The sequence below is a fragment of the Wenyingzhuangia heitensis genome (assembly GCF_011762155.1).
In the GTDB taxonomy this organism is placed as follows: domain Bacteria; phylum Bacteroidota; class Bacteroidia; order Flavobacteriales; family Flavobacteriaceae; genus Wenyingzhuangia; species Wenyingzhuangia heitensis.
Map to the genome: position 1 here is coordinate 1,718,456 of NZ_JAASQL010000001.1, position 25,668 is coordinate 1,744,123.

Consider the following 25,668-nt stretch of genomic DNA (forward strand, 5'->3'; position numbering starts at 1 on the left):
AAATCAAAAAGACTTATAATTTAGGTTCCCAACCTTTTTCGTATTCACGTTTGTAAAGTTTAAGAGCTTGTTTGTCTTTCTTAACTTTACCTGTTTTGGTATCTATATTTAATGTACGTCCTACTTCTTGAGAAATATTACCTAAGTGACAAGTCATGGTAGTAATACTAGCATCTGCAATAGGAGAATTCTGTTTTTCTCCTATACGAATCGCATTAAAGAAATTGGCAATATGTTTTACATCTAAACCACCACCACCAGCAGTTCCAAGAGTAACACTCTTTCCTTTTTCATCAACTCGTTTTACTAATTTTCCGCTCAAATCAAATAATTGATAAGCATTTCTACTTAGCATGATAGAACCTTCGCTACCATAAATAGTGGCTCCACGTCCTGGTTGATTTGGCATTATTTTTCCACGACTGTGTCCTGTCCAAGTAATAAATTTATCATCATCATAGGTAAAAGTTGCTTGTTGGTTGTCTGTGTATTCCCAATCATCTTTATAAGTGTATTTTCCACCAACAGAACTAACGGTCTTAGGAATGTCTACTCCTAAAGCCCATCTACAAATGTCAATTTCGTGAGTTCCATTATTGTGAATTTCTCCTGTACCCCAAGTTTTGAACCAATGCCAGTTGTATGGGTGAATATTGTCTCTATAAGATTCTCTTGGGGCTGGTCCTTGCCATAAATCCCAATCTAACGTTGTTGGAACTGCAATTTTTTTCCCAATACCAATATCACCTCTATTGTTAGAGTAGTAAGCTTCTCCTTTGTAAACAGTACCAATAATACCCTCTTTAATTTCTTCTACAGCTTGTTTACTTGTAACAGCAGATCTTTGCTGGTTTCCCATTTGAACTACTTTTCCATATTTTTTTTGAGCCTCTACTAACATTTCGTTTTCAAAAAGGTTGTGACTACAAGGTTTTTCTACATATACGTGTTTACCTGCTTGCAAAGCCATAATAGCCATAGGGGCATGCCAGTGTTCAGGAGTTGCAATAAAAACGGCATCTACACTTTTGTCTTCTAGTACTTTTCTAAAATCTTTTTCTGTTTGAGGAATGTAACCAAGAGTTTCTTGACAGAATTGATTGTTTTTTTGAAGAATAACATCATCTACATCACAAGTATATGCTACTCTAGCTTCTTTATATTTACTAATGGCTTTGGTTAAAGATTTAGCTCTACTACGTACTCCAATAACGGCTACGTTTAACCTTTCGTTCGCTCCTAGTATATTAGAATATCCTATATTTGGTAATAAAGATGCTCCTACAATTAAGCCAGCACTACCTGCAGCAGTTTTTTTAATAAATTCTCTTCTTGTATTCATTTCTCTTAGTGTTTTTTAATTTTTATATTTCTAAACGAGACTAAATCTCCATGATCTTGTAATAAAATTTGACCTTTGTCTAACAATCCAAAACCTTTCCATTTTTTGTATTTACTTTCGGATACTAATTTTTTAAAGTCATTACTTTTTCTTTCGTATTCTAAAACCTTTACTCCATTTAACCAATGTTCAACATGGTTGTTTACAGATTTAATATATGCTGTATTCCATTCCCCAATTTCTTTTATAGGTTTATTAGTATCTGCTTGAATTAAATCATATAAAGAAGAAACGGTTCTGCTTCCTTGGTGACTTCCTTTTTTAGCATCAGGATGTAAAGCATCATCTAAAATTTGATATTCTAGACCAATAGAAGAGCCAGCTCCTTTGTTAATGTTAGTATCTACATAATATTTAATTCCACTATTGGCACCTGGAGTTAATTTAAAATCAACCTTTAGTTCAAAATCTTTGTAAGACTCTGTTGTAACAATATCTCCACCTGCTGCAGATTCTGCTCCTCCAGAAGATAAAACAGATAGAATTCCATTTTTAATTTTCCATCCCTGCTTTGGAAATTTGTCTAATTTGGCTCCTTTCCAGCCCTTTTTAGTTTTTCCATCCCATAACAGTTCCCATCCTTGTTCTTTTTCTGCTTTAGATATAGTATTGCGTTTTACCATTACAGGAACAGGGGTTTTTGTACTGTATTGTTGTGCGTTTTTAGAAATAATTCTAATATTTTTCCATTTAATTTGTGTTCCTTCTTTACCTCTGTGAACTTGAAGTCCAATAAAACCAGAAGCAGTTTCGTTATCTACTAAATGAGCAGCAGGTACATCATTTATCCATGTTTTGATAGTGTCACCAATAGCTTCAATTCTGTATTTATTCCAATCGTTTTGTTTAAAAGCTTTTTTAGCAGCAGTATTGTCTTCTAAATCATTTAGCCATCCTCTTTTTCCTTCTTCAAAAATACCACCACTCCATGCTCTTTCCGATGGGTCTATTTCTACTTGATATCCGTGAACTCTACCTTTTTTATATTCAGGAAAACTATTTGTTCTAATTTGTATTCCCGAATTAGCTTTGGGATCTACCAAGTATTCTATTTCTAATATAAAGTCACCATAATGTTCGTTAGTTGTTAAAAAAGTATTGGGAGTGTTTTTACCTGTTGTACCTGTAATAACACCATCTTTTACATGGTATGTAGATTCTCCACCTTTAATATTCCATCCTTCTAGCGAATTGTTAATGATTAAATTTTTCCAAGGAGATTTGCTTTCTTGCTGTTTACAAGATGTTAAAAGGGTAAACAGAGTGACAGCTGAAATAAATAGTCTTTTCATTTTTTATTTTAATTAAATAAGGTTTTCGTGTTCGTGCACGATTGTAAATTTATTAAAAAAAATAATATAAAATTAACTATAATGATGAATTATGTTTTTTTCTTAATAAGATGTGTTAAATAATACACTTTTGTCTAATGTTTTGCCTTGGCATAGTTTTTGAAAAATTGCTATTTAGATATTTAAAATTTAAAAACATGAAACAGAATATTAAATTATTTGTAATAGCATTATTAGGTGGTTTTGTGTCGATTATTATATACAATCAACTCATAAAACCAGAAGTAAATGTAGAAGCGGAAAGTTCTAATTCTAGAGTAGAGCATTTTCCTGTTTATACAGCTAACACAAAATTGGTGGCGGCTGAAAATTTGACAGATTTTACGACAGCAGCAGAAGCAACAGTAAACTCGGTAGTACACGTAAAAAACACTTCTGTAGGAGTGCAACAAGATCCTTTTGCAGAATTGTTTTTTGGACAAGGATATGGAGGTAGAAAATATGAGAGAGTAGGAACGGGAAGTGGAGTTATTATTTCGCCGGATGGTTATATCATTACCAATAATCATGTAATAGAAAATGCATCGGATATAGAAATTGTTTTAAATAATAAAAAGAAGTATACCGCAAAATTAATAGGAGCTGATAAATCTACAGACATTGCATTGGTAAAGATTGATGCAAAAGATTTACCATTTGTTACTTTTGGAGACTCTGATATTTCGAAAATTGGTGAATGGGTGTTGGCAGTAGGAAACCCTTATAATTTAACTTCTACAGTAACCGCGGGTATTATTAGTGCAAAAGGAAGAGATTTGGAGGGGAATAATAATATAGAATCTTTTATTCAGACAGATGCAGCAGTTAATCCAGGAAATAGCGGAGGAGCATTGGTAAACACAAGAGGAGAATTGATAGGTATTAACACGGCTATTTCTTCTCAAACAGGATCTTTTGTTGGATATTCTTTTGCAGTGCCATCTAACATAGCAAAAAGAGTGGTTGAAGATTTAATGGAGAATGGATCTGTAAAAAGGGCTGTTTTAGGAGTAACTACACAAGCAAAATCGGATATTGATGGAGTTTATATTTCGGATATTTCTAAAGGAACAGGAGCTGATAAAGCAGGGATGAAATCTGGAGATGTAATTAAGAAAATTAACTCAGTTAAAATTCATAAGTTCTCCGATTTAGTGGGGCAATTGGTGGCAAAACGACCAGGTGATGAAATCTTAGTGACTATAGATAGAGACGGAGTAGATAAAGTCTTAAAAGTAAAATTATCTGAAATAAGTGAATTGATAACAGAAGCTTTCGGAATTCAATTTAACGAATTAAAATCTGAAGAAAAGAAAAAAATAGGAGTTTCTAACGGAGTTAGAGTAACTAAAATAAATAATAAAGACCTTCAGAAGTTAGGAATTAGACCAGGCTATGTAATTGTTTCAATCAATAATTATGAGTTAAATACACTAACAGATGTTGAGGGAGTTAAAGAAACAATTAAAGAATCTGACAATATTAATAAGTTAGTTATTATAAATTTAAAAGGGGAACGAGAAACTTTTTCCAGAGGTTGGTAATATTATACAAGTATGTTACTGAAAATTAGACACCTTGTTAATTTATGTTAAATAATTACACCTTATTTGTTATGGAGTATTTATTTAGTGGATATTCTCTAAATAAAATAGTAAATTTGCAGGCTAGCACAAATTATTAAAGAGCATAAGTAAAAGATGAGTAGTTTTTTGGGAACAGGAGTTGCATTGATAACCCCTTTTGATAATGATGGAAATATAGATGTTCAAACTTTAGAAAAGTTAGTTGAATTTCAGATAGATAATGCTGTTGAATATTTAGTAGTACTAGGTACTACTGCAGAGGCGGTTACCCTAACAAATGCAGAAAAAGAAATAGTAAAAGCAACTATTATTAATGCAAATGCAGGAAGATTACCTATTGTATTAGGTATTGGTGGAAATAGCACTAGTGCCGTTATAGAAGAAATAAAAGGAACTGATTTTACAGCAGTAGATGCTATATTATCAGTTTCTCCTTTTTACAATAAACCTTCTCAAGAAGGAATTTATCAACACTATAAAGCAATTGCAGAGGCTTGTCCAGTGGATATTATTTTATATAATGTACCAGGAAGAACAAGTTCTAATGTATTGCCTAAAACAGTGGCAAGATTAGCAGCTATTCCAAATATTATTGGAGTAAAAGAGGCGAAAGGGGATATGGATCAAGCTTTAAAATTAATTAAAGCAGTTCCAAAAGATTTTCTAGTAATTTCTGGTGATGATATGTTGGCATTGCCAATAACAATTGCAGGAGGAGCTGGAGTAATTTCTGTTGTAGGGCAAGCGTTTCCTGGAGAGTTTTCTCACATGATTCGTTTAGGTTTGTTAGATAAAGGAAGAAAAGCATTTCATACACAGTATAAAATTCAAAAAAGTATCGGTTTAATTTTTAATGAAGGAAACCCTGTTGGAGTAAAAGCTTTATTAGAAATATTAGGATTGTCTAACGCTAAAGTAAGATTGCCTTTAGTAGAAGCGACTCCAAAATTAAAAGCAGACTTAAGACAATTTGTAGAATCGTTTTACGTTGCTTCCTAAAAAAATAAATATGTATAAAATTTTTAAGTATAGTTTAATTGTTGTTTTAGCAACTGTTACCTTGTCATCTTGTGGGAAATATAACAAGGTGTTAAATAAAGGTACAGGGTTAGAGCGTTACAACATGGCAAACTCTTTGTATAAAGAGGGAGATTATGACAAAGCAATTCGTTTGTATGAATTGGTAATGCCACAATATGCTAGCAAACCCCAAGCAGAAGTAATTACTTTTCGTTTGGCAGACTCAAACTATAATATTAAAGATTATTTAACAGCCGTTTATTACTACGAAAAATTTATAAGAAGCTATCCTAAAAGTACTGAAATAGAAAGTGGACAGTATAGAATAGCAGAGAGTTATTTTCAGTTATCACCAAAGTACAGTGTAACACAAACAGATACTCAAAAAGCACTAGAAGCTTTTCAAAATTTTATAGACAATAATCCAGACTCTAAAAAAATTGCAGAAGCCAATAAAAGAGTAGACGAATTAAACTTAAAATTAGAAAAAAAAGCATTTGAAATAGCAAAGCAGTACTTTAAAATAGGAAACTATAAATCTGCCATTGTAGCTTTTGATAATGTGATTTTAGATTATTTAGGAACGTCATACAAAGAAGAAGCAATGTTTTACAAGTTTAAATCTGCCTATGAATTGGGGATTAACAGTGTAGTTCATAAAAAAGAAGATAGAATTAAAGATGCTTTAAAAGCTTATACTAGATATAAAAAAGCATTTCCAGCATCGGAATATTTAAAAGAAGCAGATGGGTTGTATGAAAAGCTTATTAAAGAAAAACAACCAAAACAACAACAAAATAGTTAAGATTATTATATAATATTATGGATTACAAAAAAACAGAAGCTCCGTTGTCTACAGTTACTTATGACAAGTCTAAAGTAGAAGCAGAAACGCAAAATATTTATGAAGCGATTTCTATTATTTCTCAAAGAGCTACTCAAATTGGTGGTGATTTAAAGAAAGAGTTGGTAGATAAATTAGAAGAGTTTGCTACTTATAACGATAGTTTAGAAGAAGTTTTTGAAAACAAAGAGCAAATTGAAGTTTCTAAGTTTTACGAAAAATTACCAAAACCACATGCAATAGCAGTAGAAGAGTGGTTAGAAGGAAAAGTTTACCATAGAAAACCAGAACAAGAGTAGTTTTTTATGAGCATATTAAGTGGGAAAAAAGTTTTATTGGGTGTTAGTGCAGGCATTGCAGCCTATAAAACTGCTCATTTAGTAAGGCAATTTATAAAAGCAGGTGCCAATGTACAAGTTGTGCAAACACCTGCTTCTAAAGAATTTGTGACACCGTTAACACTTTCAACGTTGTCTAAAAATCCTGTTCATTCTACTTTTTACAATCAAGAGGATGAAAATGCTGTATGGAACAATCACGTAGACTTAGGTCTATGGGCAGATCTTATGATTATTGCTCCTGCAACAGCAAACACGTTGGCCAAAATGACCAATGGAGTTTGTGATAACCTTTTATTAGCTACTTATTTATCTTCAAAATGTCCCGTGTATTTTGCACCGGCTATGGATTTAGATATGTACCAACATCCCTCTACCAAAGACAGTATAGAAAAACTAATTTCTTTTGGAAATATTCTTATTCCTCCAACTAGTGGTGAATTAGCAAGTGGTTTGGTTGGAGAAGGAAGGTTGGCAGAACCCGAAGATATTCTTGCTTTTATAGAAAAGGACATTCAGTCTAAATTACCTTTAAGAGGTAAAAAAGTTTTAATAACAGCAGGACCTACTTATGAGGCTATAGACCCTGTTCGTTTTATAGGAAATCATTCCTCTGGAAAAATGGGATTTGAGATTGCGAAGTGTGCAGCCAATTTAGGTGCAGAAGTAGTTTTGGTTTCAGGACCTTCTTTTCAGCAAGTTAATCATTCTTTTATAAAACGTATTGATGTTGTTTGTGCAGAAGAAATGTACAATGCATGTCATAACTACTACAATAATGTAGACATTGCTATTTGTTCTGCAGCAGTAGCAGATTATAAACCTGCAGTAGTTGTTCATCAAAAAATAAAAAAGAAAGATGCCAGTTTGCAAATTGAATTGGCACCTACAAAAGATATTTTGGCTTCTTTAGGACAGTCTAAAAAAAATCAATTGCTAGTTGGTTTTGCTTTAGAAACTAATAATGAAGAAGAAAATGCAAAAGGAAAAATACAACGAAAAAATTTAGACTTAATAGTGTTAAATTCTTTAAAAGATAAAGGTGCTGGCTTTGCAAAAGATACCAATAAAATCACTATTATTGATAAAGATTTTATGATTCAAAAATTTGAAACGAAATCTAAAACAGAGGTTGCAGCAGATATTTTAAACGTTATTATTAATAAACTAAATGTATAAATCGTTTTTTTTATGGATTTTTTTGCTTGTTTTTACAGGAATAAAAGCACAAGAATTAAACTGTAGCGTAACGGTTAATGCAGATCAGATATCTGTTTCTAACAATCAAGTTTTTAAAACGTTAGAAAATTCTATCACAGAATTAATCAATCAAACCAAATGGACTAAGATTGATTTTGAAGAACACGAACGTGTAAAGTGTGCTTTTACTATTTTGTTAACAGAACAAACAGGAACTAATTCTTACAAAGGAACGGTTCAGGTACAGGCATCTAGACCTGTTTTTAATTCGGTCTATTATAGTCCAATTATCAATCATCAAGACAATAGTTTTACCTTTAGATATACAGAATTTCAGCCTTTAAATTTTAATGTGAATGTATACGAGTCTAATCTAATCTCTGTAATATCTTATTATAGTTATTTGATATTAGGAATCTATGCAGATACTTTTAGTAATTTAGGAGGAGAAGCTTATTTAAAAACAGCACTATCTATTGCCAATCAAGCGCAACAATCTGGATCTATAGGTTGGGATAATAAAATAAATAGTGTAACTCGTTTTACGTTAATAGATCAACTGTTAACACAAAGTAATGAGTCTTTTAGAAAAATTTATTATAGCTATCACTTTGAAAGTTTAGATACTTTTGAGAGAAATCAGAAAACAGCTGTAAAAAAATTAATTGCAGATGTAATTTTGCTTAAAGAAATTTATGATGACAATCCTAACAACATTTTAATCAGAATGATGATGGATGCCAAAGCGGATGAAATTGTAAATGTCTTTAGAAAAAATAGAGGAGTAGATGTTGCTCCGTTAGTTTCAGTCTTAAAAAAAATAGCTCCCAACAATTCTAAAAAGTGGAAGCAAATTTATTCTAATTAAAACCTAAGTATATATGTTAGTTTCTTTATCTGTTCAAAATTATGCTTTGATCAAGAGATTACGAGTGGATTTTACCAAAGGGTATTCTGTAATTACAGGAGAAACCGGAGCAGGTAAATCTATTTTGTTAGGTGCTTTAGGTTTGGTTCTTGGTAATAGAGCCGATTTATCGAACTTAAAAGACAAGGATAAAAAATGTGTAATAGAAGCTGAATTTGAAATTGGAGCTTATGCATTAGAGCAAATTTTTGAAAACTTAGAATTAGATTACGAACAATCTACCATTGTACGTAGAGAGTTATTGCCTAATGGTAAAACCAGAGCTTTTGTAAACGATACCCCTGTAAATTTAAAGGCTTTACAAGGGTTAAAAGAATATTTGTTAGACATACACTCTCAACACAATACCATGGCTTTGTCAGACAAACACTATCAATATTATGTGGTAGATGCTTTGGCTGATAATAATACGTTGTTAGTTGATTATAAATTAGCCTTAAAAGAATACAAAAAAGCAGTAAAAGAATTAAAGGTGCTAAAAGCTAATCAGCAAGAAGCACAACAGCAATATGAATACAATTTGCACTTGTACAAAGAATTACAAACTGCAAAATTAAAAGAGATTGATGAAATTGAAACCTTAGAAGTTGAAATAGAAAAACTATCACATGCAGAAGATATAAAAATTGGATTGTTTGATAGTTTACAAGTTTCTACCGAAGAACAAATAGGTTTACAAACCTTGTTAAATCAATTGCAAACATCTTTATCTAAAATAGCTCCTTTTGATTCAGAATACAAATCGATACACGAAAGAGCACAAAGTTTAAAAATTGAATTGGATGATTTGGTTTTTGAATTAGAAAAACACGCAGAAGGAGTAGAAGCAAATCCTGAAGAATTAGAAGCTTTAAATGATAGGTTGTCTTTGTTGTTTTCTTTACAAAAAAAACATTTTGTAACATCTTTACAAGAGCTAATTGCTGTTAGAGATGGTTTGGCTATAAAAGTTGGACAGGTTGAAGATGCTGCTGATTTGTTGGCAGAAGCTGAAAAAAACATGAACACAAAAGAAAATAAAACTTTTAATATTGCATCAAAAATATCATCAAACAGAAAAAATATAGTTGCCAATTTTAAAAATGAGTTAGAGCTTATATTAAGTAAATTAGGAATGGAAAATGCTCAATTTAACATTGCTATAGAAACCACAAAAGAATTGACTGAGTATGGAATTGATGATATTGCATTTTTATTAGCATCTAACAAAGGATCTGATTTTGGTTTGTTAAAAAAAGTAGCTTCGGGAGGAGAACTTTCTAGAGTAATGCTAGGTATTAAAATGATCTTGTCTAAGTTTGTTAGTTTGCCTACTATTTTATTTGATGAAATTGACACAGGAGTATCTGGAGAAGTAGCTACTAAAATAGCAGATTTAATGAAAGCAATGGGAGACAATATGCAGGTAATAACCATTACACATTTACCACAAGTAGCTTCTAAAGGACAGCAACATTATAAAGTTTACAAGCAAGTAGAGGGAGAAGAAACGGTTACTTATTTAACTCAATTAGATGTGAAAGAAAGAGTTAACGAAATTGCAGAAATGTTAGGAGGTAAAGAAAAATCTCAGTCTGCAATAGAACATGCAGAACAATTACTAAGTATTTAATAGGAAAAACTTATATTTGCCAAAATCTATTTTAGATTATAGAACACACTATTTTAAACAATATATATGTACAATTTATTAAAAGGTAAAAGAGGAATCATTTTTGGAGCTTTAGACTCTAATTCAATTGCTTGGAAAGTAGCAGAATCTGCACATGCAGAAGGAGCAACTTTTGTATTAACAAATGCACCTATCGCTATGCGTATGGGAGAAATTAAAGAATTGGCTGATAAAACAGGTTCTGAAATTATACCTGCGGATGTTACTAAATTAGAAGATATTGAAAACTTAATTGAAAAATCAGTTGAGATTTTAGGAGGAAAAATTGATTTTGTTTTACACTCTATCGGGATGTCTGTTAACGTACGTAAAAAAATTCACTATACAGATAATAACTACGATTTTACACACAAAGGTTTTGATATTTCTGCATTGTCTTTTCATAAAGTAATGCAAGTTTTATATAAGAAAGATGCAATGGCAGAATGGGGATCTATTGTTGCTTTAACTTACATGGCTGCACAAAGAGTATTTCCAGATTATAATGATATGGCCGACAATAAAGCATATTTAGAGTCTATTGCTCGTTCATTTGGATATTTCTTTGGTAGAGATCATAAAGTACGTGTAAACACTATTTCTCAATCGCCAACGGCTACTACTGCTGGTAACGGAGTAAAAGGATTTTCTGGGTTTATTAACTATGCAGAAAAAATGTCTCCATTAGGAAATGCATCAGCTCAAGACTGTGCAGATTATACAATTACATTGTTTTCTGATTTGACTAAAAAAGTGACTTTACAAAACTTATTCCATGACGGTGGATTCTCTAATATGGGAGTTTCTAACGAAATTATGGCTGCTTTTGAAGAGCAAGAATAGTTTTTGTAACACAATATATATAAAAGGCTTCACATTTTGTGAAGCCTTTTTTGTGTGTTTAAAATGCTATTTAATATTGTATTTCTTCATTATTTTTTCTTTTAAATAATGATCTATTTTTTTGGGTGGATCAAATCGATAACCAAAATAAAGGTTTAGTTTCAGTTTTTCTTCAATTAAGGTTGATGTACTTCTTTTTTGAAAATACTTATCAAATTTTTGACTTAAATTAAAGCCACCATAAAAACGACTATTATCATAACCTAAAGTAAAATAAGTTTCTGTTTGTAAAAAATTATTATGGTTTGTACTAGTCTCTATATTGTTGTTGTTAATAGATAATTTGGTGTATTTGTAACCAGGTCCAACAGAAACTCCTGCTGATAAAAAAATAGATTTTGTAAGCACATAATTATACATGTAACCTAAATGAAGAATAAATTCTAAATTGTTAGAATTTTGTTTGCCATTATTAGCCGTAACAGTTTCTTGATTATTGATAGTGTAATATTTATAAGCAATAGAAGGAACAAAACTGCCCAAACTAAGCCTTTGTTTTTCACTTTGATTGGTTAATGATTTAAGAGAAAAATTAGGGTTTAATGCAAAAGTAGAAACCCCAGAATACTCTCTGTAAACCATATCTGAAAATTGAATATAATCATCTTTTTTAGGATTCCAATTCTCTATAAAGTCTTGAGTGTTTTTTAAATAATATCCCTCTGTTTTTTGATATAAAAAGTAGTGATGCCAATGAGGCATAAAAATATTTAATCCAATATCTGTAGTTTTGGTTTTGCCTTTTCTACTATCAAAATTATTGATGTAATTAATAATTGGGAGGGTTATTTGAACGGATATAAATTGATAATTCAATCCGATTTTAGGAATTTGTTTAGACTGTGGAGATAAAGTATATTCTGTATTAGGAGATGTAATGGTAAAACTTTTGGCATTATTACTACTACTTAATTTGATGGCAAAATATTCTTTAAATGTTTTAATGTATAGACTGTCTTTGTTTCTTTTTTGTGCGTGTACAAAAGAAATAAAGAATAAAAGAAGGTATAAAATGTATCTGTTTAGTTTCAATAAAACAATTTTTATTTGCAAAAATACAAATTGACTTTTAATAAGTCTGAGTAGTATAACCGTGTTTTTTTAAAATTTGTTGTGCTTTTTTAGAAAACATAAAATTATAAAAGGATAAGGAATTTTTTAATTGATTATCGTTTTGTTTGATAATTACAATTCCTTGTTGCATTGGAGTATAATCATTGTTAGAGATTTGGAACCAAGAGTTCTTAGAATTGGTGTTTTTTTGATAAATAACAGATTTACTAGTAAAACCAATTTGAGTTGCTTTGGTACTAATAAACTGATTTACTTGTGATATGCTTTCTCCAAAAACCAATTTATCTTTTAGAACCGAGTATAAATTGTGTTTTTTTAAGACTTCTATAGCAGCAGTTCCATAAGGAGCTGTTTTAGGGTTTGCAATAGCTATGTTTTTTATTTTATTACTAGTTAAACTATTTAGATTGGGTTGTAAACTGTCTCTAGTTGTCCAAATAATTAAAGTACCTAGAGCATATACTTTAGGTTTGTTTAACGTTAAACTATCTTTATGTAAAGAGCTAGGGAATTTCATGTCTGCAGATAAAAAAACATGATAAGGAGCACCTTGTTGTATTTGAGCTGTTAATTTACCAGAAGAGGCTATAATAAAGTTAGGCAAAATACCAGATTGTTTGGTAAATGCTACACCAATTTCTTTGATAGCATATTGCATATTTGCAGCAACTGCTATGTTTAGTTTTTGATGTTTGGGGCTTTGACAAGCAACACAAATAAAAAGTGAGAATATGATGTAGAAAAACCTCATTTTAGTTACGAATGTTTAATAGGTTTGGGGTCCAGCTAATAGCTAAGTAAGTAAATTGAGCAATTTTATTAGTGTCTCCATCTTTACCGGTATCAATAGCAGAAATACTATTAGTTGGAATTAAGAATAAATGAGAAAATTCAATTTTAGTATACTTATTGGGTTTGTAAAAAAATCTAAAATCGTTTTCCCAAGCGTAAAATCTATCTAGTTTTTGGGTTGTCGTATTCACTGTTTTTGTTAGTTGTGTTTGTGAACCTAACAAATGACTTTGCCAGTTTAAACTAAACTTAGGAAAAAAGGTAAAATCTTGCATAATATATGGATTTATAATTCCCTCATGTTCATTAGTTCTTACTGTTTTTTGAGTGTAATCCATTCCACCATTATGTCTGTGAAATGCTCCGTACTGTGCCAAGAAAGAAGTAGATTTTTGGTCTGTTTTATCCTTATCACCACTAAATATTTGAGCACCAAACTTAACACTATATTTATCGCTTTTTTTCCATGTAAGCTCTGGTTCTATATAGTATGCACTATGCTGTTTACCATTTTCAATTTTCCCCCATTGATAATAGCTAGCTAGTGTATATGTTAATTTATTTTTTTGATACGTAACTCTCCCTCCGTTGGTAGATTTCCAATAACCTTTGATATTATTTGTACTAGGGTCTGTGTATTCATCAGCAATATTAATAGCTGTTAAAGTAAGATTTTTATTGGCTTTGTATTTTATAAAGTTTGCAGCCATTGCTCTATAAATATCCCAATCAACATCATAAGAAATATCAGTTTCACTTGCTTGGTTTTGATTGTATGCTCCAATTAAGTCTACATTTAGTTTTTCTTTTTTGTAAATAAACCGAACGGCATCATGTTGACCACCAGCTTGTCTCCAGTTATTTTCTGCAAATAGTCTTTGATTATCATACATTATTCTTTGCCTACCTACACGAACAGATAAGTTATGGGTAATACTAGGTTCTACATAAAATTCATAAAACTGTGCTTTTCCGGTATCGTCTCTAGGGTCTGTATCTCCCCAAACTCTTATATCTTGTAAGGTTGTGTGAAATAAAAATTTTTCGTTTTTAAAATCAATATTAATTCTAGCTCTGTGAGATATAAAAAAAGCGGCATCAGAATCTTGTTCGGGTAAACTTCTGTATCCTTTACGATATTCTGCTCTAGGTCTATATTCTAAACTCATATTAAATTCTGAGTTTTGAGTATTAAAAAAAGTGTTGTTACTCTGAGAAAAAGAGCAATAGGTAATAACTAAAAATAGTTTAAAAATATTTTTTTTTGTAATAAACATTTAGGTTTGAAATCTAGTTAATAATTTACAAACCTAAGCAAAATCTAAATAATTAACACCTTTTAAAAGAACAGTCTATTTTGTATTGTTTATAGAAGGTTTTAGAAAATTTAGTATGGTTATTTGTTTTCTAACTTCCATGTTCTTACCCAGTCATATTTTGTGGTTAAATCATCAAAAGAACCTGTTTCAAAAATACTTCCGTCAGGATCTAGAGGATTCCAATCATAAGTTTCTATAGCCATTGTTATATATCCTTCTATGTCAAAATCTGTAGTAGGAGTAATGGAGTATACGTATGTTCCATCTAGATAAAATAAAATTTCTGTAGGAGATTTCCACCAGCAACCGTAAACAAAAAATCTACTATTGTTTTGTTCTGTTAAATTAATTTTACCGGATTTTCTAGTTTCTTGACCAATATCACAACTACGATTATGTCTAATAGCATTTGAGTGGTATATTTTATCCCAATGGCTAGCCCACGAATCTGTGTTTTTATGAGTACGTCCTACACATTCTTGTATGTCTAATTCTAGTTTTCTTATGTGGCCGTTGTTACAGTTTTGTTTAAAAGCAATCCAAAAAGTTGAAGACATTATTGTTTTGTTGGCTTTCATTCTACATTCGTAATACAGACCTTGTTTAGCAGTTGCTTTAGATCTAATAATTGCTCCACCGTGTGTCCAATTTGTGTTTTTTACATTTTTTGGAGTTTTATATTTTAAAGTGGTCACATTCAAATTTCCATCACTCACACTTACATTTTCAGATTCAAACAAAGCAGGTGGCCTACCGTACCATCCAAAACCATCTGTAGCGGGGTTCCTGTGCCATTTATCATCATCAAAAGTTGTGGTGTTAAATTCATCAGATAGATTTTCTACTTTTACCCACTTTTTTTGATTAGATATTGGGTTTTGATTTGTTAAGAAATAAGGCTCATCAGAGGGAGATGTTGTATCTTCTTCTTTATCCGTTTCCTGTTCTTTGGTATTGTTTGTTGGTGGAATAAAATTTGAGTTGCTATTTTCTTTATTACATGCTGTAATTAGTAAATAAGAAAGGAATAGTGGATATTTTAAGTATTGTAAGATGAATAAAAGCATATTTACTATTTAATTATAATTACAAATTAAATAGTAAATATGCTTTTTAAGGGTAACAAAGAATTTATTTAACAAGACATTGGTTGAATATTATGTTTTTTACAACCAAGTTCTTATTTTTTCTAATAATTCTGCTCTAATAATAGGTTTTGTTACATAATCTACAGCTCCTAGTTGTAAAGCTCTTTCTTTTTCTTCGGCTCTTACAAAGGCAGATTGAACAATAATTTTAGTATTAGGATAATTCTTTAAAATTTCTTGCATGGCATCAAAACCGTTAAGAATAGGCATTCTAATATCCATTAGAATTATGTCAATTTTATCATGTTGTTCGTTATAAATTTCGACAGCTTCTGCTCCGTTTTCTGCAAATATTAAATTGATATCGATGTTTTTAAATACTTGTTGAAAGAATATTCTAATTAATTTTTCGTCTTCAGCAATTAATATTGTTTTGCCTAATAATACATTGTTGTTGTCCACTTTAGGTTTTTCTATAATTTCTTTTTTAGGAATTAAAATTGTTTCTGATGGTTTTAAAGGGATTTGGATGGTAAACTCTGTTCCTACACCTAAAGCTGATGTAAAAGAAATATCTCCTCCTAATAAATCAATAATACCTTTACAAATGGTTAAACCAAGCCCTGTACCTCCATATTTAGCATTGTCTTGATAATTAACTTGTTTAAAGCGTTCAAAAATTTCATTGTATTTATGAACAGGGATCCCTATTCCTTCATCTTTTACAAAAAGATTAAGATTGTTTTCTATTAGATTAAAACCAAAAGTAATTATTCCTTTTTCTGAAAACTTTAAAGAGTTGTTTAGCAAGTTAATTATGACTTGTTTAATTCTTAATTTGTCTGTTGTAATTTGAATATGGTTGTATTCTTTGGGAACAATTAATTTAAACTCAATATTGTTCTTGTTCTTATTTAATTTAATTTGATTAACGGTTTGTAATATTTCATTTAATAGCTTAGGTAGGTTAAAAATTTCGTTAATTATTTTTAATTCACCAGATTCTATTTTAGCAATATCAATAATATCGTCTATAAGGTTTAGCAACTGTTTAGAGTTGTTATCTATAATTTTTAAGAAATTGGTTTTGTCTTTATCATTGATGTTTTTTTCTTTTAACAATTCAGAAAAACCAATTACAGCATTCATAGGAGTTCTAATTTCGTGACTCATATTTGCAACAAAATGATTTTTTTGTGAATTGGCATTTTCTGCTGTTTTTTTAGCTAAAATTAATTCCTCTTCAATTACTTTTCTTTCGCTAATGTCTTGAGCAGCTCCTCTAAGTTTTACAATTTTACCTGATTCATCTTTTACAGCTTCTCCAATAGCCCACATCCAACCTTCGGTGCCATCTTTTCTAATTGTTTTTAGTTCTAACTCATAAGGGATACCTGTTTCTATGGTTTTGTTTAAAGATTCTGTAAGTGTATCCCAACTTTCTTTTATAAATAATTTTTGATGTTCAGGATAAGGAGGTACTGGTTTATTAAAGTCAAATCCATACATTTTGTAGAGTTCTTTACTCCATAATACTTCGTTGGTTTTTATATCTAAAGACCAACTACCTACGTGTGTTATTTCTTGAATTTTTTGTAATTCTTCTTTGTTGTTCTGTAATTCTTGTTCTTTTTTCTTTATTTCTGTAATGTCTGCAAAAGTAGCTGCAAATTCACCTTTTTTAGGAGAAAATACGTGAACTATATAATATCTGTCAAAATCTACAGAATAATTTTCAATAAACTGTTCTTTACCCGTTATAGCTGTGTCTCCGTACATTTCAATCCAATTAGCAGGATCGTTTTTAATATTTGGTAAAATAGTACTTACGTTTTTACCTATTACATCTATCGCTTTTAGGCCTGTTTGTTTTTCAAAAGCAGGGTTTACATTTAAATATTCCCAATCTATTGGTTTTCCATTTTCATTGGTTACAATTCGGGCATGTATAAAACCTTCGTTTAGATTTTCAAATAGATTCTTGTAACGTTTTTCTGTTATGGCTAGTTGTTCTTCTGTTTTTCTTAATTGATTGATGTCTATGATAGTAATTACAACACCTTCTATTTTTTTATCAGTAGTAATAAAAGGAAGAATACGTTTTAGAAAAATGTTACCATCTAGGTCTACAATTTCTTTTTCTATGGTAATTAATTTGTCTAAGACTTCTTTAGAATCGTTAATGATAGCAAGTTTGGTGTCTTCTCCAAAATTAGAGGTAAAGCTAGTAATAGATCTACCAATATCTGTATCTTGTAGGTTAAAGTGCTTTTTTAGGGAAGGAGTAAACTTTCTAATGTCTAAACTTGTGTCTAAAAATAGAGTGGCTATATTGGTACTGTTTAAAAAGTTGGTAATATCGTTGTTAAGGTATTCTAACTCTTTATTTTTTTCTTGTAATTCTGAATTTACAGTATATAATTCTTCGTTTACAGATTGTAATTCTTCATTGGTACTTTGTAGTTCTTCGTTAGAAGCCATTAATTCTTCATTACTGGATTGTAATTCTTCATTGCTGGTTTCTAGTTCTTCAACTACATTTTGAAGCTCTGAACGTGTTGCTTTTAATTCAATTTCTAATTCTTCATAATGTTGTTTAGAAATTTCTTCAATAGGAAAATCACTAATAATAATAGTGTTTTCTTCGTCTTGAGATTCTTTACTAAATTCAAGAATATAGGTTTCTTTTAAATCGGTATTGTTTTTAGATTTATGTATTGTTAAGTCAAAGGTGTAAGTTTTATCATCTTTTTTATTAACAATGTTTTTTATGGTAATATCTTTTCCCTCTTTTTCTACTTTTTGAACGCTACTTCTTATAATAGCAGCCAAGTCTGGCTTAACAATTTTTAGTAAATTGTTTTGAAACAATCCTTCTGCATGACTTAATTTAGTACCCGCTTCACCTATTATAAATAAAATATTAAAATGACTATCTATAAAAATAGAATCAGGACTGTGTTTTTTACTTAGGTATTTGTGATATGCCGATTCTGTATTTTCTTTAGGCTTGTAATCTGTTAAGTAAGAAGTTTTTCTTAAAGGGCTACTATGGTAATTAAAGGTATTAACCTCGTTGGTTTGATTGGTTTCAATATATCTAAATTTTTCATCGGATATATTTTTATAGACTTTCCATTTGGTATCAATAACATCGTAACATTTAGATATTTCTCCCAAAGACTCACTATTTCCTAAAAATAAATACCCATTTTTATTTAATGCAAACTGAAAGTTATACATAATCTTTTTCTGAGCATTATTAGTTATGTATATTAACAGGTTTCTACAAGAAATAAGATCCATTTTAATAAATGGAGGATCACTTAATATATTATGGTTTGAGAAAACTATTTTTTCTCTTAAGTTTTTAATAACACTTATGTTATCACCAGATTTTATAAAGTATTTTTCTAAATATTTTTTTTCAATTTCTGTAATGGTATTTATATTAAAATAGCCAGTACTAGCTATAGATAAAGCATCGTTGTCTATATCTGTAGCAAATATTTTAAAATCTAATTGAAGTTTGTTTTGAGTAATATAATCATCAAAAAGCATAGCCAAAGAGTAAACCTCTTCTCCTGTAGAACAGCCTGCGGTCCAAACCCTAATGGTATCTAAAGGTTTTTTTGTGGCACATATGTTAGGTATTACTTTATGCTTTATAACATTAAAAGCTTCTTCATCTCTAAAAAAACGAGTAACACCAATTAAAAAATCTTGTTTTAAAGCTGATTTTTCGGTATTAGATTTACGCAAGAATTTTAAGTAATCAATAATTTTTTCAATATTATTAATGTTCATTCTTTTCTCAATTCTTCTTACAATAGTGTTCTTTTTGTAGTTTTTAAAATTGATATTGGTATGCTTGTAAATTTCATCTAAAATAGAAAATAGCAACTCTTCATTACTTTTAGCAATCAACTCCTCATCTAAGGATGTAAATTTATTATTAAAAGGTATTTTTTTTATAACGGTTGCAATTCCTTCGGGGTCTAAAACATAATCGACTAATTTTGTTTTAATTGCAGAGTTAGGCATCCCATCAAACTGAGAGGAAATAGGATCTTGAACTATAACAATACCGTTGTTTTCGCTAATGGTTTTAATTCCTCTAGACCCATCAGATCCTGTTCCTGAAAGGATGATCCCCACAGAGTTTTCTTGATATTCAGTTCCTAACGTATGAAAAAAGATATCTATAGGTAGATTTAGGTTAGGAGTTTTATCTATTAAATGAAGCTCGGTTCCTTTTATTTGTAGGTTTTTATTACGTTGGTTTAAATAAATACAGTTAGGATGAATGGTTTGATTTTCATCGGCAGTATAAACGGGCATTTTTGTGTGTTTTGACAGAAGCTCTGGCATTAAACTTACAAAGTTTGGAGAAAGGTGCTGTATAATTATAAAAGCCATACCAGTATCTTCGGGAATCTGATCAAATAGTTGTTGAATTGCATCTAGTCCTCCAGCAGATGCACCAATAGCAACAACTTTAAAATTTTGTTCATTCTTTTTCATAGTAGATAGGTATATTTTTTTATAAATGCATCATTCATATGCATTACTAATATAGCCTTTTTACTTTTTATTATAAAAGAAAAAGAGGTCTTTTGTAGGTTCTAAAAGACTAGTGCTAATTAAAATAAAGCAACCGCCATTCCTAATAAAATAGCAATAAACTTAGGATAGCTAAACTTATGATTCTCTGAGCTTTCAAAAAGAATAACTGTAGATATGTGTAAAAATATACCGATAATAATAGCGGTGATGTAGTTTTGATAATGCTGAAAGAAATGAATTTTAGATGCCAATAAACTTCCTAAAGGACTCATTAGAGCAAAAGTTGTCATAAAAAAAATAACTTTTTTTAACTCGTATTTATATTTAAGAAAAAAAGAGGTTAGTACAATTCCAACAGGTATTTTATGAATTACAATAGCCCATAAAAAAGATTGATTTTTGTCATACCCTAAAGGTATTCCTTCAGAAAAAGCGTGCAGGCACAAACTTATAAATAACATCCAAGGAAATTGTTTTTTACTATCGTGAATATGTACGTGTCCGTGTTCTGCTCCTTTAGAAAAAGATTCTAAAACTAATTGGATTAAAATTCCTAATAAAATAAAGGCTCCAATTAATTTTGTGTTTACTGTTTGAGTGTTGTCGTGTTGATGATTAGAACCTAATATTCCAAACGTTTCTGGCAATAAGTGGCTAATGGTCATAGATAACAAATAGGCTCCACTAAAAGAAAGTAATAGTTGAATAAACTTTTTTTTGGGGTGACTAATGCTAACAAAAAGAACACTAACTAAAACAGAAGCTATTAAATATATATAAATCATTTGCTTAAAATCAAGATCAATCTATCAGAAGTGTCTGAGTTAAATTCTGATAAATTATAATCGCCAAAGATATGGTTAATTTTTAAATTTGCGTGTTCACAATAGCTTGTGAATTTGTCTAAATCAATTGCTTTTACTCTTTCTTGAAAATGAAACTCTTCTCCTTTGTCCGTTAAGTCTATATCTTTGGTAATAAATCCGTTTGTAAGGTGTCTTTTTATGTTAAAATTTAAATGGTCCCTGGCAATCGTTTCACTCTTTACTAGATTTTTAATTACTTTATTTACATTCATATAATCAACAACAGCAACTCCGTCAGTTTCAATCATGGTTTCAATATTCTTTAAAACCTGAATATCATCATTGTCGTCATCAAAATAACCAAAACTTGTAAACATATTAAAAACAGCATTTACTTTTATATTAAAAGGTTTACGCATGTCTTGTACTATAAATTTTAGTTTGCTATTTCCAAATTTATTTGCGTAGTCTATACTGTTTTTAGACAAATCTGCACCAATTACATTGTAACCTAAAGAGTTTAAAAAAATAGAATGTCTTCCTTTTCCACAAGCCAAATCTAGAATGGTATTTTCTTTAGGCAGTTTTAAAAAGGAAACCAAATTTTTAATAAATCTTTGAGCTTCTTCGTTATTTCTGTTTTTGTATAAAATGTGATAATAAGTGGTGTTAAACCATTCGCTAAACCAAGTTTTTGTATTGTCCATTTACTTTTATTTGTAGGCTGTCAAATTTAGTTAATTTATTCTTTAGTAGTTTTATTCAAAAGACATTACAAACAATTACTTTTGTATAAAATTTATAAGTTTATGAGTAGTAATTTTAAAATGGTAGCCACTACCTTACAAGGACTAGAAGAAGTGTTATCTAACGAGTTAAAAGAGTTAGGTGCACAAGATGTAAAGGCAGGGGTTAGAATGGTGGAGTTTGTTGGTGATGAGGGTTTTATGTACAAAGCAAATTTATATTTAAGAACGGCCATTAGAATTTTAAAACCTATTATTAAGTTTAAAATTAGAAACGAAGACGAGCTTTATAAAAATTTATTAAAGATTCGTTGGGAAAAATATCTGTCTGTTTCGGGGACATTTGCTACCAAAGGAACCAATCAATTTAGTGGATTAACAGACAATACACATTATTTAGCGCTAAAAACCAAAGATGCTATTGCAGATTATTTTATGGCTAGATACGAATCTAGACCTAATGTTGATATTAAACACCCAGATTTAAAAGTAAATGTACATGTAGATAGAAATGGGGTTGCCACTGTTTCTTTAGATAGTTCTGGAGACTCTTTGCACAAAAGAGGGTATCGACTAAATACCAATTTAGCTCCAATAAATGAAGTTTTAGCGGCAGGATTAATTTTACTTTCAGGATATAAAGGAGATCAAAACTTTATAGATCCCATGTGTGGTTCTGCCACTCTTTTGATAGAAGCAGCTATGATTGCTTGTAACATCCCGGCAAATATTAACCGCAAGGAGTTTGCTTTTGAAAAATGGAAAGATTTTGATGAGAATTTGTTTTTTATAATTCAAGACTCATTAATTAAAAAAATTAGAGATCCTCAGTTTAAAATTATGGGATTTGATAAAGCTCCCTCTGCAGTTAGAAAAGCAAATGAAAATATAGAAAATGCTAATTTGGGTGAGTTTATAGGAGTACACCATGTAAACTTTTTTAATTCTACTAAAGAAGTACATGGACCTACTACAATTTTGTTTAACCCTCCTTATGGAGAAAGATTAAAGTTAGACGATGTAGAAGGTTTTTATAAAAGCATTGGAGATACTTTAAAGCATCATTATCATAATTCATCAGCCTGGTTTATCACTTCTGATATAGAAGCTTTAAAATACGTAGGTTTAAAAACAAGCAGAAGAATTGCAATTAAAAACAGTGATTTAGATTGTAAGTTTGTAAAGTACGAAATTTATGAAGGGAGTAAAAAAGCCAAAAAAAACGATTACTAATTGTTTTTGATTTAAGTATAACTAAAAAGAGCTTTCAATTTTATTGAAAGCTCTTTTTGTATTAATTTATAGTATCGTATTCTATAAGATAAAGGTATTCTTCTTTTTTCTTATAATGATATTTTTCTCTTGCGTAATTGTTTAAGTTTTTTTGAATAGAAAGGTCATCTATTGTTTTTCTGTTTTTTTCAATTTCTTTTTGATAAAACTCAATACTCTTTTCTAATTTTTTTATTTCGTTGTCATGTTCTCGTTGATATAGATATGAGTTTGCATCAAAAAAAAGGACCCAAATCACAAATATAAAAAGAACAAGAGGAAGAATGTTTTTCTTATTTCGTAGAAGCTTTAACTTCATTTTTATATAGGTTTTTTCTTAGTAAAAATATTTTTAACATGTTGCATTAAGCTTACTTTGTCATCAGAATGATATCCGTAAGAACCATATCCATATCCATACCCATACCCATATCCGTATCTATAACCGTATTTAGAAGATTGAGCAAAGTCATTTAATACAAAGGCAATATTAACTACTTCGTAATTGGTGTATTTTTGATCAATCATTTTCATCATTCCTTTCTTCGTATAGCCTTGTCTAGTTACATAAATATTGGCATCAGAAAATTGCATTAAATCAAGAGCATCAGACACCAAACCAATAGGAGGGGTGTCAATAATTACATAATCGTATAGCATTTTAAGGTCTGCAAACAATTCTTTGGTAGCATCACTTAAAATTAACTCAGATGGATTTGGCGGAATAGTTCCTGTTAAAATAATATCTAAACCAGGAACGTCTGTGGGCTGAATAACTTCTTCTAGACTTAGATTACCAATAATATAATCTACCAAACCAATTTCTGTATTTTTTAAATGGAAGTCCTTATGAATTTTAGGTTTTCTTAAGTCAAATCCTAATAAAACAGTTTTTTTACCACTTAAAGCATATGAACTAGCAATGTTCATAGAAGTTACTGTTTTACCTTCTCCACCAATAGAAGAGGTACATAAGATTGTTTTGTTGTTTTTGTTAACATTTTCCTTGTGAAATAAGTAAGGAATATTAGATCTAATAGCTCTGTAAGATTCTGCAACAGAAGAATTAGGACTGTGTAACAAAACTAAGTTAGATTCACTTTTGTTTTTACCAATAACTCCCAGTACAGGTACTCTGTATAGTTTTTCTAATTGTTCTACAGTATAAACACTATCATCTAAAGCTTCAATAATGGTAATAAAAATTAAAGGTAAAATAATAGCAAGTAATATAGATACCACATAGTTAAAAGACGATTTGTTAGCCAATGGACCTTGTCCAATATCTTTAGCATTGTCTATTACTTTTATACTTGAAGAGTTGGCTGCAATAGCTGCACCAGCATCGTAACTTTTTTGTTTTAAAATATTGTAATTTGTTTCTGATAAAACATAATCTTTTTCCAATTGTAGTAATTGATGCTCTTTAAGAGGTAGATCTTTAATAGAGTATTTAACTTCTGTAATATGAGTGTCTATTTTTTTTGATTTTTCTGTATTGTAAACAATTAAAGCATTAATTCTACCTTTAATGTTTTCTTTAGATAGTTTGATTTTATTGTTCAATTCGATAAAATCAGGATGAGAAGGATAGATGTGATTACTTAACAATCTCTCTTTTAACATTAATTGATTAATCAGTTCTGTTAGAGCTGTTTGTAAACCAATATCTTGTATTTCCGAAAGAGGAATATTCTTAATATCTAAATCATTACTAAGCGTACTGTTTTTAAAACGAAGTAATAATTCGGTATTGTCCTTTAATTCTTTTTGTTGATTTTCGTAATCTAAAATTTGATCGTAAGCTCTTTCACCTTCACTAGAAAGCTTTACAGAGTTGTCTGTTTTAAATTTGATTAACTCTTCTTCAATATTATTTAGCTTATTATTTTCTATAACAAATAAAGAGTCAATAAACTTTTTTGTATTTACAGCATAAGTAATTTTTTCTTGCTTTTCTCCTTCTCCTAAAACTTGAACTGTTTTGTTTATATAATCAATTAAACGTTTTTTGTTAGCTCCTTGCATACTCAGGTTTAACAAAGAAGTACCTGTTACTGCAGAGTTAATATTAAGAGATCTATAGCTACCAACAGTACCGTTAAAAGAACTAAAGCTAATATAATAGGGTTTGTTTAGAACAGGGTTGTTTACCAAATGTAAGTCAAATTCACAAAAAGGAGTTTGTATGCTTTTGGTAATATCAAATGTTTTTTGATAACGATTATTTTTAAGAGTAATCCCTTTAGAGTTATGTGTAAAATAATTATAAGTAGAAGCATTTGTTCGGTTTTCTCCCAAATCTAAAGTTACTTGTACTGTGTTGGGAGTCTTAAAAATAAGTTCAACTTTGTCGTTTTGTATTTGATAGGATTCTTTATTGTTAAGGTTGATAACAAAAGGAGTATAGCCATATATATCTTTATATCTTGTCTTAAAAAGAATTTCTTCCTTTTCTAAATAATTAATATAAAACTGAAGTTTCTCAACTACCTTTTCATTATGTGTTCTAGATTTGAATTCTGCTTTTACAGATTCTACCATATCACTAGCACCACCCCAGTTAAAAGAGATGTTTGTATTAGAAGAAAACATAGGGTTTGATTTCTCGTTAATGGTAATTTGAGTACTAATATTATAATTGTCAGTATTCATCATGTTTTTATATTTAGCAAAAGCTAAAGAGATAATAACAGACAAAACAAAGAGTTTCCAGTAACTAACAACTTTAAGTAAATATCCTTTTAAGTCTATAGAACCAAATTCTGAAGTAATGTTTTTTAGGTTTTTAGAATCCATATA

Annotated in this window: 20 protein-coding genes; 9 read left to right on the forward strand and 11 right to left on the reverse strand. The window is 30.0% G+C overall.

Annotated features, from left to right (window positions below):
- Nucleotides 1-13: 13 nt before the first annotated feature.
- Entirely contained in the window at nucleotides 14-1,342 is a 1,329-nt protein-coding gene (locus FHR24_RS07110) for a Gfo/Idh/MocA family protein (RefSeq protein WP_167185955.1), read from the reverse strand.
- A 5-nt stretch (nucleotides 1,343-1,347) separates the two neighbouring features.
- Nucleotides 1,348-2,694, reverse strand: a complete 1,347-nt coding sequence (locus tag FHR24_RS07115; protein ID WP_167185958.1) for a 3-keto-disaccharide hydrolase — start codon at nucleotides 2,692-2,694, stop codon at nucleotides 1,348-1,350.
- Nucleotides 2,695-2,891: 197 nt separating this feature from the next.
- On the opposite strand from FHR24_RS07115, the gene FHR24_RS07120 reads away from it, so the two are divergent.
- From FHR24_RS07120 to FHR24_RS07155, 8 genes are all read left to right on the forward strand, one after another.
- Nucleotides 2,892-4,277, forward strand: a complete 1,386-nt coding sequence (locus FHR24_RS07120; RefSeq protein ID WP_167185961.1) for a trypsin-like peptidase domain-containing protein — start codon at nucleotides 2,892-2,894, stop codon at nucleotides 4,275-4,277.
- Nucleotides 4,278-4,433: 156 nt separating this feature from the next.
- Nucleotides 4,434-5,318 carry a 4-hydroxy-tetrahydrodipicolinate synthase gene (gene dapA / locus FHR24_RS07125; protein WP_167185965.1) on the forward strand — a complete coding sequence of 295 codons (885 nt, stop codon included), beginning with the start codon at nucleotides 4,434-4,436 and terminating at the stop codon, nucleotides 5,316-5,318.
- A gap of 10 nt (nucleotides 5,319-5,328) precedes the next feature.
- Nucleotides 5,329-6,144, forward strand: a complete 816-nt coding sequence (locus tag FHR24_RS07130) for an outer membrane protein assembly factor BamD (RefSeq protein WP_167185968.1) — start codon at nucleotides 5,329-5,331, stop codon at nucleotides 6,142-6,144.
- A 17-nt stretch (nucleotides 6,145-6,161) separates the two neighbouring features.
- Nucleotides 6,162-6,482 carry a DNA-directed RNA polymerase subunit omega gene (locus FHR24_RS07135; protein WP_167185971.1) on the forward strand — a complete coding sequence of 107 codons (321 nt, stop codon included), beginning with the start codon at nucleotides 6,162-6,164 and terminating at the stop codon, nucleotides 6,480-6,482.
- A 6-nt stretch (nucleotides 6,483-6,488) separates the two neighbouring features.
- Nucleotides 6,489-7,700 carry a bifunctional phosphopantothenoylcysteine decarboxylase/phosphopantothenate--cysteine ligase CoaBC gene (gene coaBC, locus FHR24_RS07140; protein ID WP_167185975.1) on the forward strand — a complete coding sequence of 404 codons (1,212 nt, stop codon included), beginning with the start codon at nucleotides 6,489-6,491 and terminating at the stop codon, nucleotides 7,698-7,700.
- Nucleotides 7,693-8,589: a type IX secretion system protein PorD gene (porD, locus tag FHR24_RS07145; protein ID WP_167185978.1), complete on the forward strand. Its 897-nt coding sequence runs from the start codon at nucleotides 7,693-7,695 to the stop codon at nucleotides 8,587-8,589. The genes coaBC and porD overlap by 8 nt, the downstream gene beginning before the upstream one ends.
- Before the next feature lie 13 nt (nucleotides 8,590-8,602).
- Nucleotides 8,603-10,261: a DNA repair protein RecN gene (recN, locus tag FHR24_RS07150; RefSeq protein ID WP_167185981.1), complete on the forward strand. Its 1,659-nt coding sequence runs from the start codon at nucleotides 8,603-8,605 to the stop codon at nucleotides 10,259-10,261.
- Between the two features lie 66 nt (nucleotides 10,262-10,327).
- Nucleotides 10,328-11,143, forward strand: coding sequence for an enoyl-ACP reductase FabI (locus FHR24_RS07155; protein WP_167185984.1), 816 nt, complete (start codon nucleotides 10,328-10,330; stop codon nucleotides 11,141-11,143).
- A gap of 66 nt (nucleotides 11,144-11,209) precedes the next feature.
- Here FHR24_RS07155 and FHR24_RS07160 read toward each other — a convergent pair whose 3' ends face one another.
- From FHR24_RS07160 to FHR24_RS07190, 7 genes are all read right to left on the reverse strand, one after another.
- Nucleotides 11,210-12,235, reverse strand: a complete 1,026-nt coding sequence (locus tag FHR24_RS07160; RefSeq protein ID WP_167185987.1) for a DUF4421 family protein — start codon at nucleotides 12,233-12,235, stop codon at nucleotides 11,210-11,212.
- 37 nt (nucleotides 12,236-12,272) lie between these two features.
- On the reverse strand, nucleotides 12,273-13,028 hold the full coding sequence (gene modA / locus FHR24_RS07165) for a molybdate ABC transporter substrate-binding protein (RefSeq protein WP_167185990.1): 756 nt from the start codon (nucleotides 13,026-13,028) through the stop codon (nucleotides 12,273-12,275).
- 1 nt (nucleotide 13,029) lies between these two features.
- Nucleotides 13,030-14,238 (reverse strand): alginate export family protein, encoded by a 1,209-nt coding sequence (locus tag FHR24_RS07170; RefSeq protein ID WP_167185993.1) that lies wholly within the window; start codon nucleotides 14,236-14,238, stop codon nucleotides 13,030-13,032.
- A 227-nt stretch (nucleotides 14,239-14,465) separates the two neighbouring features.
- A complete protein-coding gene (locus FHR24_RS07175; RefSeq protein WP_208412299.1) occupies nucleotides 14,466-15,455 on the reverse strand; it encodes a LamG domain-containing protein in 990 nt (329 codons plus the stop codon).
- Nucleotides 15,456-15,554: 99 nt separating this feature from the next.
- On the reverse strand, nucleotides 15,555-20,000 hold the full coding sequence (locus FHR24_RS07180; RefSeq protein ID WP_167185997.1) for a CheR family methyltransferase: 4,446 nt from the start codon (nucleotides 19,998-20,000) through the stop codon (nucleotides 15,555-15,557).
- A gap of 119 nt (nucleotides 20,001-20,119) precedes the next feature.
- Nucleotides 20,120-20,827 (reverse strand): ZIP family metal transporter, encoded by a 708-nt coding sequence (locus tag FHR24_RS07185; protein ID WP_167186000.1) that lies wholly within the window; start codon nucleotides 20,825-20,827, stop codon nucleotides 20,120-20,122.
- A complete protein-coding gene (locus FHR24_RS07190; protein WP_167186003.1) occupies nucleotides 20,824-21,555 on the reverse strand; it encodes a class I SAM-dependent methyltransferase in 732 nt (243 codons plus the stop codon). The genes FHR24_RS07185 and FHR24_RS07190 overlap by 4 nt, the downstream gene beginning before the upstream one ends.
- Nucleotides 21,556-21,657: 102 nt before the next feature.
- Between FHR24_RS07190 and FHR24_RS07195 the strand changes: the two genes are divergently transcribed.
- Nucleotides 21,658-22,827 carry a THUMP domain-containing class I SAM-dependent RNA methyltransferase gene (locus tag FHR24_RS07195; protein ID WP_167186006.1) on the forward strand — a complete coding sequence of 390 codons (1,170 nt, stop codon included), beginning with the start codon at nucleotides 21,658-21,660 and terminating at the stop codon, nucleotides 22,825-22,827.
- A gap of 61 nt (nucleotides 22,828-22,888) precedes the next feature.
- Here FHR24_RS07195 and FHR24_RS07200 read toward each other — a convergent pair whose 3' ends face one another.
- Together FHR24_RS07200 and FHR24_RS07205 are read right to left on the reverse strand one after the other, a co-directional pair.
- Nucleotides 22,889-23,185 (reverse strand): FtsB family cell division protein, encoded by a 297-nt coding sequence (locus FHR24_RS07200; protein ID WP_167186009.1) that lies wholly within the window; start codon nucleotides 23,183-23,185, stop codon nucleotides 22,889-22,891.
- A 2-nt stretch (nucleotides 23,186-23,187) separates the two neighbouring features.
- Complete coding sequence (locus FHR24_RS07205; RefSeq protein ID WP_167186012.1) at nucleotides 23,188-25,665, reverse strand: exopolysaccharide transport family protein; 2,478 nt, start codon at nucleotides 25,663-25,665, stop codon at nucleotides 23,188-23,190.
- Nucleotides 25,666-25,668 lie beyond the last annotated feature (3 nt).